Below are 13,134 nucleotides of genomic sequence, written 5' to 3'. Positions count from 1 at the left end.
GGTTCACCTCTCTAAGCTTGAATATGGTCTTGCTCTATAGATAAACGACCGATCAGCCTTACTGATCCGGCGAATCCACTCCATAAGAAAAAAGCCCGCTCGATTGAGCCAGCTTTCATTCCATCTAATTGATTTATCATACTCGGAATGGCGAAGAGGGTCAATTGTAATAATCGGCATGCGGGCTATTAATAGCCCTCGCCCTTGCCTCCCGTTACAATGGCAATGCTTGCGCTGGCACCAATACGGGTTGCGCCTGCAGCAATCATGCGCTCCGCCGTCTCCCAGTCACGCACACCGCCGGATGCTTTTACCCCCATGCTTGGACCTACTGTTCGACGCATGAGAGCAATATCCTCTACCGTTGCGCCTCCAGTACCAAACCCAGTTGAGGTCTTCACGAAATCAGCTCCTGCTTCCAGACAAATCTGGCAAGCCAGAACCTTCTCCTCGTCCGTAAGCAGACCTGTCTCGAGAATCACCTTTACAACTGCGCGTCCGTTGCACTCCGCAACGACTCCTTCAACATCGCTCTTCACGCCAGCTATATCGCCCGACTTAAGCCATCCAATGTTAAGAACCATATCCACTTCCGTCGCTCCGTTTGCAATGGCATCACGAGCTTCAGCCGCTTTGATAAGGCTGGTTGTAGCTCCGAGAGGAAATCCTGCCACAGTTGTAATGCCTACCTCGGTGCCTTTCAGCTCCTCCGCAGCAAGGCTCACCCATCCGGGATTCACGCATACCGTAGCGAACCGATACTGCTTCGCCTCTGCACACAGCCTCTTAATATCCTCACGAGTGCTGTCCGCCTTCAATGCTGTATGATCAATTGCAGCTGCCATCTGGGCTGCCGATAATGGTGCTGAGTTAGTCATCGTCATTCCTCCAGTTCCTTATGCACTTATTATAAGGCTTACCTATGAGAACAACAACTTTGCAGCATCGCCCATTTACCGCAAAATAATAAGGACCATCCATATTTTACAATACAAGCCCTCTTCGCTATGATTATGAGATAAACGCTGAGTACAAAACACATAATAGGGAGGTTCACTTACGATGGAAAACCTGTTGATGAAGATTAATGAAGCAGCTGCATATATTCAAGAACGAGCAGCTGTTACTCCGCAAATTGGACTTATTCTCGGCTCTGGGCTAGGAGTGATGGCCGATGAGGTAACAGACCCTGTCATCATCCCTTATGAAGATATTCCTCATTTTCCCGTATCTACTGTTGAAGGGCATTCTGGCGAACTCGTTATCGGCAAGCTGGAGAATAAAATCGTTCTCGTCATGAAAGGCCGCTTCCATTATTACGAAGGCTACTCTATGAAGGAAGTTGTATTCCCTGTCTATGTCATGAAGCGTCTTGGCATCGAGAAGCTGCTCGTCACGAATGCAGCAGGCGGCATGAACCGTTCCTTCTCAGCGGGCGATCTCATGCTCATCACCGATCATATCAATTACACCGGAAGCAATCCGCTAATCGGTACGAATATCGGCGAGCTTGGACCGCGGTTCCCGGATATGTCAGAGGCGTACAATAAAGAGCTGCGCCAACTGGTCGCTGACCAAGCGGATGTCCTTCAAATCAAGCTGCAACAGGGCGTGTATGTGAGCATCTCAGGACCAACCTATTGTACGCCAGCTGAGCTTACCATGCTCGCTTCATGGGGCGCGGATGCAGTAGGAATGTCTACTGCTCCCGAAGTGATTGCCGCTAACTATTGCGGAATGAAAGCCGTCGGCATTACCTGCATCACCGATATGGCGATTGGCGACGAGCTTGAACCTCTCACTCATGAACAGGTGGTTCGTGTAGCAGAGCAAGCCCGGCCGAAGTTCATTGCATTGGTGAAAGCGACTGTCCATGGCATGGTTGTCTAAGCTAGATCGGATTCTTTACAAAATGATCAATAAACCGATACAGGCGATATTCCCTCTAAGGGAGTATCGCCTGTATCATCGAGAAGCCTAAGCCATTTCCATTCTTTTTATTTCATCTTTACAATATAAATTATTCACTATCCATAGAAGCTAATTTTTTTTCTGCCTCTAATCTCATTTCATTATACTTGTCCGTTTCGGTCAATTTCATTACTTCCAAGAGCAAGGTTTTACTTATATCCGATTTTCCTCCAACTTTCAGCGCTTGTGCTGAGTAGTAGAACAAATCAACAAATTTAACCTTATTTTTATCAAACATCTCAGACTGATAATACAAATAAAGCTTCTCATATGAATCCCTAACAATTCTAACATCCTCTTCACTTGGAATAGGATAGCCTACTATTTTGAAATTTTCCGAATAATCACTCAAACTTCCATCAGGTGGCTTAGGATAGGATATGGCCATTTCCGTTAAAATGAGTTCATTCGTACTATCATAATTTTCAACGACATACCTCATACTCACATCCAGTTCTTTTGATAAGAGTTCTTGTTTAGCTATACTCTCATCTAGGACTCTTAGCAATTCTTTGCTTCCCTCTTTAGTAACAAATATCCCTTTTTGATATTTCGTAGAACCGCCAGAATAAGAAAGAAACATTTTCACCTCCCCTGTGAACTGTGAAGATAGTATATAACCTTTCAAAATATATGAGTTCAACACATACTCCGTATCTGGAAAATCTTTAATAGTCAAATCTAAATAAGTTAAAGCTGTACTTATATCACCGCTATTAATCTTTTCAATTGCTTTAAGGTAAGGCTCCGGAATTTCTTGGACGACTTCAACAACTTCCTCTTCCATCACGCTTTGCTCTACTGCTGCTGGTGGTGCTTGTTCCTCTGTCTTCTTAGAGCTGCAACCCGCGATAATTGTTGATGCAATAGCAATTACCAATAGTACTTTCTTCACTTTCACTTCTAGACACCCTCTACTTAAGTATTAGTTTCATATTAGCATACCACAATTCCCTAATCTCTGGATGTAACGCATGTTTTTCTCACTGATACAAAAATATAAGTAGAAAGGATTAAATGGGAAGAATGTTGAATACGTTCTTATAACAAAATACAAGCATGGAGGGGATACACAGTCATGTCCACAAAAACCAAATGGCTTACTTCCGCTTGGCTGGCTTTGTTATTAATTCTAGGGTCGATAGCCGGAGCCGGAATATCTCATTCCACTTCAGCGCCTGCTCCTTCCCTCAAACAGATTTCACTTGTGCATACGAATGACATGCATGCCCGTGCCTTGGAAGGGTCTGATGGTGAGCTTGGCTTCGCGAAGCTTGCCGGAATCATTGACAGCTTGAGGCAAGCGAATCCTCATACGCTCGTGCTTGATAGCGGTGATGCAGTACACGGCACGACATTCGCCAATCTGGTTACCGGGGAGAGCGTCGTACAGGCTATGAACCAGATGGGCTATGATGCAGTCGTGCCCGGCAATCATGAATTCAATTATGGCTACGAACGTCTCCTTGAGCTGGAACTTCTCATGGACTATCCTCTTATTAACGCCAACATCAAAGTTGAAAAAAACGGCTTGCGCCTTTTTACACCTTATATCATCAAAGAGGTGGATGGCGTAAAGATCGGGATTTTCGGCCTCACAACCCCTGATACCGCTTATAAGACTCATCCGAGCAATCTGAAGGGTCTCGCCTTCTCTGATCCTATCGCGGAAGCCCAGAAGATAGTGAAAGAACTGAATAAAAAAGTCGATGTCATTGTAGCCTTAGGCCATATTGGATTGGATGAATCGAGCTCGGTCACAAGCAGAGCTATTGCTGATAAGGTACCGGGGATTGATGTATTCATTGATGGGCATAGTCATAGCGTATTGAAGAGCGGACTTGCTGCGGGGAATGGTACACTGATTGCCAGCGCGGGTGAATACACGAAATTCGTGGGAGTAATCGATCTTTGGCTGGATAAGAGCAAGGTCGTAAAAAAAACAGCCCGACTCGTTGATCAGGCAACAGCCGCCAGCATTCCCGCGAGTACAGAAATGACCGCTCTCGTCACTTCTATCCTAAGTAAGCAAGAAACGATTCTTGCCCAAAAACTTAGTTCAACAGAAGTTAGGCTGGATGGAGATCGGGAGCGAGTACGTACGGGCGAAACGAATCTAGGCAATTTGCTGGCAGACTCGATGCGTGACAGCACAGAGGCCGATATCGCACTAATGAATGGCGGAGGGATTCGTACATCTATTAATAAAGGCAGCATTACAAAAGGCGATGTCCTTAATGTCCTGCCATTCGGCAATCACATCGTAGTCTTGCAAGTAACTGGGGCAATATTAAAAGCTGCATTAGAAAATGGCGTATCCGACTATCCGAAGGAGAACAGCGCTTTTCCGCATGTATCAGGCATGACCTTCAAGATCGACCAGACCAAGCGCAAGGGTGAACGCATTCACTCTGTTGAAATCAATGGAAAGCCTCTGCAATTGAATGGAAAATATGAGCTTGCAACGAACGATTTTCTCGCAGCTGGAGGAGATTTGTACACCATGTTCAGTAGTCTCCCTCAAGCAGGAAGATATGGAACGCTAGATGAAGTGCTGACTACTTATTTGGAAAAGAAAAAACTAATCAATTCTCAGATCGAAGGAAGAATTACGATAGCACAGGAAATCAAGCTATAGCCATCGGCACGATAGGCTTACTCAAAAGAGGCAGTTAACCTCCGTCAGGTCGTTAGCTGCCTCTTTTTCTATAACGTATAAAGGCATGATTCCTTCAACCATAATCCTCACTGCCGGGCAAATCATCGAACCAAGCGGCATCATCTGGGCAATCGAGCATCATAAATACACCTTCTCGGCCATCGGCAGCTGGGTAGTGCCTCAAATATGCCTTGCCGTTATCAATCGCTAATATCTCGATCTTACCAGAGGTATGGCTCATCGACAGCTTTACTCTCCGGCCAAGTCCCACAGTTTTTGCTTTTGCTTCTTCGACAAGGGTATAGGCCTCCTTGAGTGGAACTACACTATCGCGATCGCCCGTAATTGGTCGGTCTAAGTAGAAGAAATAGGAGGCTACACCTGCCCATAATAATTGGTCAAGCAGCTCCGCCAGCAGAACGGGATCATCATTAATTCCTTTTCTCAGCGAGGTCTGATTTACCAGAATGGCTCCTGCTTGATGCAGCTCCTTGAAGCCTCTTCTCGCTTCCTCTGTCATTTCTTCGGGGTGATTAATATGGGTGGTAACACAATTGCGGCTTGCTGTCGTGGAATTTGCGTGGTGGATAAGCTCAAGCAAATGCTCGGTTTCATCATACGAGCTGATTCTTTCATGTGGCTGCGGCATCCAAGCTCCTCCTTTAATAAGAATTTGCAGTGCACGCTTCGCCAGTGGGAGGGGGCCGAAAAAAACACAAAAAGACCCTTACGAGTAACTCGGTAAGGGTCATCATACATGAATGAAGATAAACCAATGACCCATCCACTGCCGACGAGGTTAGCTGACGGACTCGGGTAAGATGGTACCCTAAGATCATGCAGAATCACATAGATCCATTCGCCCCACAAACGTTGGTTCCCCCGCTTTCCGAATAAATCGGAAACTAAGCGTAATATTAGTTTACTGGTAAAGTTATTAATTTGTCAAATAATTCCGACAAAATAGGACTATTGTCCAATTAGCTTGAAATCATCATAGTGGAAGCCTGGGGCTACCACACAAGACACCAGAACGGGCTCATCGCCAAGCGGACGTGCCATTTGCCATTCTGTCGCAGGCACTAATGCTTGCGGCTGCTGGCCATTCTCTACATCTCCGCCAATAATAATTTCTTGTCTCACAGATGGCTGCTCCTTGGTTCCTCCAAGTGTAAGCATCAGCGGACTTCCAGAATGCCACATCCACAGCTCGTCCGAATAAACGGTATGCCAATCCGAGAACTCATCAGGATGAAGAAGAAAATAAATCGAGCTCGCCGCAAAACGCGGACCCGAATAAGGGGCTCCTAACACCTCTTGGGGAATAACAAAGGATGCCTTCCAAAGCTCTTTGTACCAACCGCCCTCCACATGCGGCTTCAAATCAAGTGCTTTTACCAATGGAGATAATTGCTGTACGCTCGTACTCAAGTAGGGTTGCTCCTCTCTCTATGTCAATCATCTCATCATTCTAAACCTAGGCTTCCCTCAGCGTCAATATGGTCCTAATGGAACATTCTTTTCCTTCCAATTCGCTCGCTTTTATGACATCTGTCCCATAATCCTTTATAATTAAACATATAATAAAAGAATGGAGGTGATACTATGACAAGAACATTACGGCAAATATCAGCGGCGCAGGTTCGATTATTCAAATTATTCATTATCAGCGCTTTGCTCCTATCCGCCGCATTGTTCTCCTACAAAGCAGAAGGTCCGCAAGAGCTGCATAATGAGGCGACAGTCATTGCTGGGATGACAGAAAGCCATGTACACGTGAAGAGCAGACACCATATGGTAGTCAAAATAATGACCTTTACAGATAAGCTCCTCGAGTCAATCGTTGTTACAACGCTTGCTGCAAGCCTCATTCGTACTGTGCCTTTATCCATTATCAGAGCCTTTATCCCGCAAAAAATCAAGGATTTATTTCTTATGCCCGTTAAATTCACGTCCAATTACATTCATGCCTAATTCGTTCTATTCATAACTCCCACTACACCTACCCATAAACACAACAATTGCATGAACAGGAGTTGGAAAAAATGAATATCAGAGAATCGGATTTACCGGGCATTGGACGTAAATATCAATTGCAGACAAGAGGTGGCGACAAGCTGGTCGTCGTCATTCATGACGACGGACGCCGTGAGCTGTACCACTTTGACTACAAAGATCCTGATGACAGCATATCTATGGTATCCATGGATGACGAGGAAGCTCGCCAATTAGCCGCTATCGTAGGCGGCATGACCTATAAGCCCAAAGCACTGGAAACCATTGAAGTCGCGCTTGATGATCTGACTATCGAATGGTACAAAGTCGAACAAGGGGCAAGCTGCATCGGCAAATCCATTGGAGAGGTCGAAATCAGGCAGCGCACAGGAACGACGATTATTGCAGCTGTAGAGAAAGAAACCAAGCATATCACGCCTGGCCCCGACTATATCTTCAAAGCGGATACCACATTGATTGTGGCAGGCGAACGCCAGCATCTGAAGCAGTTGAAGCGGCTTCTCGTTAATGGGAGCGAATAATTATGGACCATTTGGTACTTGAGATTGGTCTAGCAGTTCTTCTAATTGCATTAGTCGGACTATTATCCGCGAAATTACGGTTCTCTGTCATTCCTTTTTATATACTAATCGGGATGGCTGTAGGGCCGCATGCTTTGAAGCTTGGCGTATTCGATTTCCGCTTTATCGAGAGCGCGCCTTTCATTGAATTTCTAGGCAGGCTTGGCGTCTTATTCCTGCTATTCTACCTCGGTTTGGAATTCTCCGTTGGCCGATTAATCAAATCAGGCAAATCTATCGCCGTTGGCGGTACCATCTATATCGTCATTAACTTCACATTAGGCGTTGTTTATGGCTGGATGACCGGGTTCCCGGTAGCCGAGATTCTCGTTATGGCCGGAATTACAACGATCTCCTCAAGCGCTATCGTCGCCAAGGTACTCGTTGATTTGAAACGAACAGCCAATCCCGAGACCGAAATGATACTGGGCATCATTATGTTCGAGGATATTTTCCTTGCCGTCTATATCTCCATTCTATCCGGGCTTGTTCTTAGCGGTGCTTCTTCGCTCGGAGGCGTCCTGCTATCGGCGGCTTATGCACTTGGATTCATGTTGTTGATTATTATTGTGGGCCGCAAGGCCGTTCCATTGCTCAACAAAATGCTGAACATTCGCTCTAACGAGCTTTTTCTGCTGGTCGTATTCGGCGGCCTGTTCTTCGTAGCCGGCTTCGCTGAGACGATTCACGTAGCAGAAGCCATCGGTGCTTTGTTAGTCGGACTGGTTCTTGCAGAGACCGAGCATATGAAGCGAATTGAGCATCTGATCCTGCCCTTCCGAGATTTCTTCGGTGCGATCTTCTTCTTCAGCTTCGGCCTTACGATTGATCCGCTTGCGCTTGGTGGAGCAGTCTGGCTCTCGCTCGGAGCAGTAGCCCTGACTCTATTCGGCAACTTCCTTGCAGGTATGATAGCTGGCAAAAGCGCTGGCCTCTCACCCAAGGCCTCCTCTAATATTGGACTCACTATCGTGTCACGCGGTGAATTCTCAATCATTATGGCTAACCTCGGCAAGACAGGCGGCTTGCTCGAAATGCTTCAGCCTTTTGCGGCGCTGTATGTACTGATTCTAGCCATTCTAGGCCCGCTCCTGACCAAAGAGTCGAAGCATGTCTTTAGATTCTTGAATGCCATATTCAAGTTCGACCGAAAAAAGAAGATTAAAAAAGCGACAGAATAGCTAGGCAGCTGTCTGCCCCAAACAAACGCTAAAAACAAAACAGGATGGATCAGCTATTTATATCTGATCCATCCTGTTTCTTATTTATTGGATTGCTGCTCACTTCGACACAAATAGGCAGCTCCATTCCTATTGCATTTGAGTCGCTCTGTTGAGAGGCCTCATGCATCTATGAGGCTAGCTTCATCCATATGACCTGCTCCCCGGAGCTAATATGCATTCCATGAGGCTAGCCTCATCGTTCAAGAGGTCAGCCTCCTGAAGCATGAGGTTTACCTCATACATTCCGGCTGACTTCGCCAATCGTCATAATTATAAGTGTTTATCCTCACCTATATGTGATTCGGCCTCACAGCGACTGTATCGTTAATAGACCTTCACTAACCGTCTTTTCACACAGACGCTCCGAATTGGGCTTTGTGCAGCCTGCTATAAATGCCTCCTGCTGCCACAAGCTCATCATGCTTGCCTTGCTCTGTAATCCCATCCTCCGTAACGACGACTATACGGTCCGCATTCTTGATAGTCGCTAGACGATGGGCGATGACCAGCGTGGTTCTGCCCGTAGACAGCTCGGCTAAGGATTGCTGGATAGCCGCTTCCGTCTCCGTATCCAGTGCTGATGTTGCTTCGTCCAGAATCAGAATCGGAGGATTCTTCAAGAACATACGGGCAATCGCCATTCTTTGCTTTTGTCCGCCTGACAGCTTCACCCCGCGCTCACCCACGATGGTATCCAGCCCATCTGCTTGCGAAGCGATGAAGGACTCAAGCTTGGCTCTCCGCGCTGCTTCCATAATATCCGCATCGGTTGCTCCCAGCTTGCCGTAAGCAATATTGTCGCGTATCGTTCCGGCGAAGAGGAAGACATCCTGCTGGACAATTCCAATCTGCCTGCGAAGCGACTCCAGCTTCAGATCGCGAATATCATAGCCATCGACCGAGATGCTGCCTGAAGCAATATCGTAGAACCGAGGCAGCAAGCTGCATAATGTCGTCTTCCCGGCGCCTGATGGACCCACGAATGCGACGGTTTCTCCCGCTTGAATCGACAAGTTGATCTGGCGGAGCACCTTCGCTTCCCCCTCGTAGCCGAATGTCACATCTTGATAACGGATATCGCCATGAAGGCGATCCACCTGCTTCGCATGAGGGGCATCAGCCACATCAGGCTCAGTCTCCAATAGCTCCACATAGCGTTTGAACCCGGCTATTCCTTTTGGATAGCTCTCTATAACCGCATTGATCTTCTCAATCGGCTTGAAGAAGATGTTCGTCATCAGCACGAATAATACGAATTCCCCATACTGCAGCTCACCTTGAAGCACGAACCAAGTACCGCATAGCAATACGAACAACGTAACAAGTCTCATTAATAGATAAGTAATAGATGAGTTCATGCCTATCAGCTTGTACGAAGATAGCTTGGCTAACCGGAACCGGCTGTTATTCACTGCGAACTGTTCTCCTTCATGGCGCTCATTCGAGAATGCTTGAACGACGCGAATACCGCCTACCGTATCCTCTACTCGGGCATTGAAATCAGCCATTTCAGAAAACAGACGATGAACCGCTTTAGTCATTTTCTTATTGAAGTAGAGAACGAGCAAAATAATGATAGGAACAATAACAAAGGTCAGCAGCGTCAGCTCCAGATTAATGAACGCCATAATGCCGAAGGCTCCTGCGAGCGTCATCGCCGCGATGAACATATCCTCTGGACCATGATGCGCTACTTCTCCAATCTCGAACAAGTCATTCGTAAGCCGCGAGATCAAGTGGCCTGTCTTATTATTATCGAAATATCGGAAGCTCAGCTTCTGAACATGCTGGAACAGCTTCTTGCGCATGTCAGTCTCAATATTAATACCTAGCATATGCCCCCAGTAATTTACGATAAATTGCAAAAGCGTATTAATGACATATACCAGAAGCAGAATCGAGCAGGCGACGATAATGTACGGCCAATCCTCTTTGGGGAGCAGCGTATCGATCACATAGCTAACCGCGAGCGGAAAGCACAGCTCCAAGACCGACAGCACGATCGCACAAAAAAAGTCGAGCATAAACAGCTTGCGATAAGGCTGATAGTAAGCAAAAAACTTGCGCAGCATCGAAGTCTCCCTTTCTATGTAAACCATCTTTATTCAACTAAACTCTGCCCAGACAGCCTATTACGCTATCGGATTAACCTGAACGGCGGCTTGTTTGCCGCTCAGTTGTATGCCCGACTGCTTATTGCCATAAGGGGCAAGGTCAAGAAGCAGCCTCTCCAGCAGCTCCTTGGCCTTCGGCCCTTCTTTGCCTTTAATGCGAATGACGAGTTGCACGGCATTGCCCGCTTCTAATAGCTTGCTCGCCTGCCGCTGCTTCGTCTCATAGTCATGCTGCTCGATATCGACACTGAGGCGCAGCTCCTTCACCTTTGTCGGCTGTTCTTTGCGCTTCTCTTCTTTCTTCTGCTGGCTTGCCTGCTGCTTAGCTGCACCGCGTCCAATCAGCTTGCAGGGAGGCGGACTTGTCATCAGTGATTCACATACCAAGTCCACCTTCAGCTGCTTAGCCATTGCCAGCGCCTCCGCTCGGGGCACGACACCAAGGTCCTCCCCATTCAGGCCGACAAGCTGTACCTCAGACGCTTTTATTTTTTCATTCATAATCATCGCTTGCTTCCCCCAGTTCTATTGCTTGTAAGCTTGCATCATGTCCATCTTCAACTGCCAAGCCTTTTCACTTAGATGAACGGGATGCCATTCCGGATTCAGCTTGCGCAGCACCTCAGCAGGAAACAACGCCAGTTGCTGACGATGTAGGCTGCGGATCTGTTGCAGGTTAGGCAGCTTATACACGAGTTCACCGTTATCGAAGATCTTCTGCAGCATCGGAATGGCCTCGCAATTATCTACATACCTGTATACATAAGAATGCAGAGGATTAATCAGCTTAATACGGGTAGCTTCCCTCACATCTGATTCTTCATGGAGTGCGATATAATCAGCTACTGCAAGCCCAGTCTCGGCATTCATCAGCCGATAGAAATCCTTTCTTCCGGGAGCAGTCACTTTCTCCGGGTTCGCCGAAATCTTAATAACAGGCTCATAGACCCCATTCTTCTCCCGCGCGGTCAGCTTGTACACGCCTCCCAGCGATGGCTGGTCCGAAGCAGTTATCAGCTGTGTTCCTACACCCCATACATCAATCTGCGCACCTTGTGCCTTAAGATTGAAGATAAGCGACTCATCCAGATCATTAGATGCCACGATTCGCACATCTTGGAATCCTGCAGCATCCAGCTGTTTTCTCGCACCTTTAGACAAGTAAGCGAGATCGCCGCTGTCCAGTCGAATGGCAGTAAGCTTCTTACCTTGACTCTCCAGCCATCGCCCTGTCTTAATCGCATTTGGCACACCGCTTCCCAGCGTATCATAGGTATCCACCAGCAGCGTTACACCATCGGGCAGCGCTTGTGCATAACGAAGAAAAGCCTCCTCCTCGGAGTCATGAGCTTGTATCCAGGAATGTGCATGTGTTCCCTTCGTCGGAATGCCGAACATCATGCCGGCACGCATATTGGAGGTTGCATCAAAGCCGGCAATATAAGCCGCCCTTGCTCCCCATACAGCCGCATCAGCTTCTTGCGCCCGCCTCGTTCCGAACTCCAGCAGGGTATCTCCCGCCGCTACTTGTGCTATACGTGAAGCCTTCGTCGCAATCAGGGTCTGATAGTTCATGAAATTCAGCAAGGCTGTCTCTATGAGCTGGGTCTCGAAGATCGTCCCTTCTACTCGAATAATCGGTTCATTCGGGAACACAAGAGCCCCTTCCTCTACAGAATACAGCGTCCCCTTGAACCGGAACTCCCTTAGCCGCTCAAGAAAGGCCTCCTCATAATGCTCCTCTTGCTCTGCTAGAAAACGAAGCTCTTCTTCACCAAAAGATAGCCTCTGTATGTAATCGACAATTCGCTCCAAACCTGCGAATACCGCATATCCATTGCCAAATGGCAGCTTGCGGAAATACGTCTCGAACACAGCCCCATTGTCTGCTGTACCGTTCTTCCAATGCGCGTACATCATGTTCAACTGATATTTGTCAGTATGAAGCGTCAAGTTGTCTACAGTCATTGATTCTACGCACCTACTTTCTTTTCTCTACAGTACAGTATAACCATTTCATCCAAGATGATCTGATTTTTAATTTACTCTCCATCCTAGCAAAAGAAGCTCAGATTCGCCACCCTTCTCTTGCTTACGAATGCAGACGTCGCTTCCTTCGAGCCCTCCAGCTCTTGAAGCCAATACGAAGCAAGCAGAGGAGTATCCCTATACACGCGCCGGCAAAATCGAGTATGACATCCGTTGAATTCCCAGTACGATTGATGCTGTGAAGCTGATTTCGCTCATCCAGCATGGCAATTCCAACGGTAGCAATAAGGGATAGAAATATCGGTGCAACCACTCTTCGATTCATAAGAGAACGCAGCAGCATATACAGAATAGCCGCCAAGCCCGCATACATAATGACATGAGCGCCTTTGCGGAAAAAAAACTCCAAGAAGCTGTAAGGGTCAGACTTGGCGGCAATGGAACTGCCTCGATAAGTTACCTTAACATCTGGGAGCATTTCAATAAGTTGAGGGGGTTTGATCAAACGGTATAATGCAGGCTTAATCGACTGCTGCTGGTAAGGCTGAGAGGATAAAGCGAAGATCGCTGCAATAAAGCATACTGCTATGAACAACCACCCT

At 47.1% G+C, this 13,134-nt stretch carries 14 protein-coding genes and 1 riboswitch; of the genes, 5 read left to right on the top strand and 9 right to left on the bottom strand.

Translation table 11 applies throughout. The annotated features are described in order from the left end of the window. Window positions 1-11: 11 nt before the first annotated feature. Window positions 12-140 carry a hypothetical protein gene (locus tag AC50YO_RS11855; protein ID WP_494847054.1) on the bottom strand — a complete coding sequence of 43 codons (129 nt, stop codon included), beginning with the start codon at window positions 138-140 and terminating at the stop codon, window positions 12-14. A gap of 48 nt (window positions 141-188) precedes the next feature. Then, window positions 189-878, bottom strand: a complete 690-nt coding sequence (gene deoC / locus AC50YO_RS11850; RefSeq protein WP_494847053.1) for a deoxyribose-phosphate aldolase — start codon at window positions 876-878, stop codon at window positions 189-191. Between the two features lie 184 nt (window positions 879-1,062). On the opposite strand from deoC, the gene AC50YO_RS11845 reads away from it, so the two are divergent. Then, the gene (locus tag AC50YO_RS11845; protein WP_494847052.1) at window positions 1,063-1,890 is read left to right on the top strand and encodes a purine-nucleoside phosphorylase; all 828 of its coding nucleotides are present in this window, start codon (window positions 1,063-1,065) and stop codon (window positions 1,888-1,890) included. Window positions 1,891-2,020: 130 nt separating this feature from the next. Here the strand turns inward: AC50YO_RS11845 and AC50YO_RS11840 are convergent, their stop codons facing one another. Beyond that, on the bottom strand, window positions 2,021-2,872 hold the full coding sequence (locus tag AC50YO_RS11840) for a hypothetical protein (protein WP_494847051.1): 852 nt from the start codon (window positions 2,870-2,872) through the stop codon (window positions 2,021-2,023). Window positions 2,873-3,049: 177 nt separating this feature from the next. On the opposite strand from AC50YO_RS11840, the gene AC50YO_RS11835 reads away from it, so the two are divergent. After that, a complete protein-coding gene (locus tag AC50YO_RS11835; RefSeq protein ID WP_494847050.1) occupies window positions 3,050-4,609 on the top strand; it encodes a bifunctional metallophosphatase/5'-nucleotidase in 1,560 nt (519 codons plus the stop codon). Window positions 4,610-4,703: 94 nt separating this feature from the next. Here the strand turns inward: AC50YO_RS11835 and AC50YO_RS11830 are convergent, their stop codons facing one another. After that, complete coding sequence (locus tag AC50YO_RS11830) at window positions 4,704-5,279, bottom strand: hypothetical protein (RefSeq protein WP_494847049.1); 576 nt, start codon at window positions 5,277-5,279, stop codon at window positions 4,704-4,706. A 124-nt stretch (window positions 5,280-5,403) separates the two neighbouring features. Next, window positions 5,404-5,552, bottom strand: a riboswitch (cyclic di-AMP (ydaO/yuaA leader). Window positions 5,553-5,599: 47 nt separating this feature from the next. Continuing rightward, window positions 5,600-6,061, bottom strand: a complete 462-nt coding sequence (locus tag AC50YO_RS11825) for a cupin domain-containing protein (protein ID WP_494847048.1) — start codon at window positions 6,059-6,061, stop codon at window positions 5,600-5,602. Between the two features lie 174 nt (window positions 6,062-6,235). Between AC50YO_RS11825 and AC50YO_RS11820 the strand changes: the two genes are divergently transcribed. From AC50YO_RS11820 to AC50YO_RS11810, 3 genes are all read left to right on the top strand, one after another. Beyond that, the gene (locus tag AC50YO_RS11820) at window positions 6,236-6,604 is read left to right on the top strand and encodes a hypothetical protein (RefSeq protein WP_494847047.1); all 369 of its coding nucleotides are present in this window, start codon (window positions 6,236-6,238) and stop codon (window positions 6,602-6,604) included. A gap of 71 nt (window positions 6,605-6,675) precedes the next feature. Continuing rightward, entirely contained in the window at window positions 6,676-7,167 is a 492-nt protein-coding gene (locus tag AC50YO_RS11815) for a cation:proton antiporter regulatory subunit (RefSeq protein ID WP_494847046.1), read from the top strand. A 2-nt stretch (window positions 7,168-7,169) separates the two neighbouring features. Beyond that, entirely contained in the window at window positions 7,170-8,387 is a 1,218-nt protein-coding gene (locus tag AC50YO_RS11810; protein WP_494847045.1) for a cation:proton antiporter, read from the top strand. Window positions 8,388-8,779: 392 nt separating this feature from the next. Here the strand turns inward: AC50YO_RS11810 and AC50YO_RS11805 are convergent, their stop codons facing one another. The 4 genes from AC50YO_RS11805 to AC50YO_RS11790 form a co-directional block, all read right to left on the bottom strand. Then, window positions 8,780-10,501: an ABC transporter ATP-binding protein gene (locus tag AC50YO_RS11805; RefSeq protein WP_494847547.1), complete on the bottom strand. Its 1,722-nt coding sequence runs from the start codon at window positions 10,499-10,501 to the stop codon at window positions 8,780-8,782. A 60-nt stretch (window positions 10,502-10,561) separates the two neighbouring features. Then, window positions 10,562-11,050, bottom strand: a complete 489-nt coding sequence (gene infC, locus AC50YO_RS11800; protein ID WP_494847044.1) for a translation initiation factor IF-3 — start codon at window positions 11,048-11,050, stop codon at window positions 10,562-10,564. An 18-nt stretch (window positions 11,051-11,068) separates the two neighbouring features. Beyond that, window positions 11,069-12,511, bottom strand: coding sequence for a nicotinate phosphoribosyltransferase (locus AC50YO_RS11795; protein ID WP_494847043.1), 1,443 nt, complete (start codon window positions 12,509-12,511; stop codon window positions 11,069-11,071). 124 nt (window positions 12,512-12,635) lie between these two features. Continuing rightward, window positions 12,636-13,127 (bottom strand): VanZ family protein, encoded by a 492-nt coding sequence (locus tag AC50YO_RS11790; RefSeq protein WP_494847042.1) that lies wholly within the window; start codon window positions 13,125-13,127, stop codon window positions 12,636-12,638. Between the last annotated feature and the right edge of the window lie 7 nt (window positions 13,128-13,134).

Source organism: Paenibacillus sp. J22P59 (assembly GCF_059383895.1).
This window is presented reverse-complemented; position numbering and strand designations above follow the sequence as displayed.

Excerpts from the sequence above, each read along its gene's own strand:
- AC50YO_RS11835 (WP_494847050.1), top strand. The coding sequence starts at position 3,050 with ATGTCCACAAAAACCAAATGGCTTACTTCCGCTTGGCTGGCTTTGTTA.
- AC50YO_RS11810 (WP_494847045.1), top strand. The coding sequence starts at position 7,170 with ATGGACCATTTGGTACTTGAGATTGGTCTAGCAGTTCTTCTAATTGCA.
- AC50YO_RS11855 (WP_494847054.1), bottom strand. The coding sequence starts at position 140 with ATGATAAATCAATTAGATGGAATGAAAGCTGGCTCAATCGAGCGGGCT.
- infC (WP_494847044.1), bottom strand. The coding sequence starts at position 11,050 with ATGATTATGAATGAAAAAATAAAAGCGTCTGAGGTACAGCTTGTCGGC.
- AC50YO_RS11795 (WP_494847043.1), bottom strand. The coding sequence starts at position 12,511 with ATGACTGTAGACAACTTGACGCTTCATACTGACAAATATCAGTTGAAC.
- AC50YO_RS11830 (WP_494847049.1), bottom strand. The coding sequence starts at position 5,279 with ATGCCGCAGCCACATGAAAGAATCAGCTCGTATGATGAAACCGAGCAT.
- deoC (WP_494847053.1), bottom strand. The coding sequence starts at position 878 with ATGACTAACTCAGCACCATTATCGGCAGCCCAGATGGCAGCTGCAATT.
- AC50YO_RS11845 (WP_494847052.1), top strand. The coding sequence starts at position 1,063 with ATGGAAAACCTGTTGATGAAGATTAATGAAGCAGCTGCATATATTCAA.
- AC50YO_RS11820 (WP_494847047.1), top strand. The coding sequence starts at position 6,236 with ATGACAAGAACATTACGGCAAATATCAGCGGCGCAGGTTCGATTATTC.
- AC50YO_RS11805 (WP_494847547.1), bottom strand. The coding sequence starts at position 10,501 with ATGCTGCGCAAGTTTTTTGCTTACTATCAGCCTTATCGCAAGCTGTTT.
- AC50YO_RS11815 (WP_494847046.1), top strand. The coding sequence starts at position 6,676 with ATGAATATCAGAGAATCGGATTTACCGGGCATTGGACGTAAATATCAA.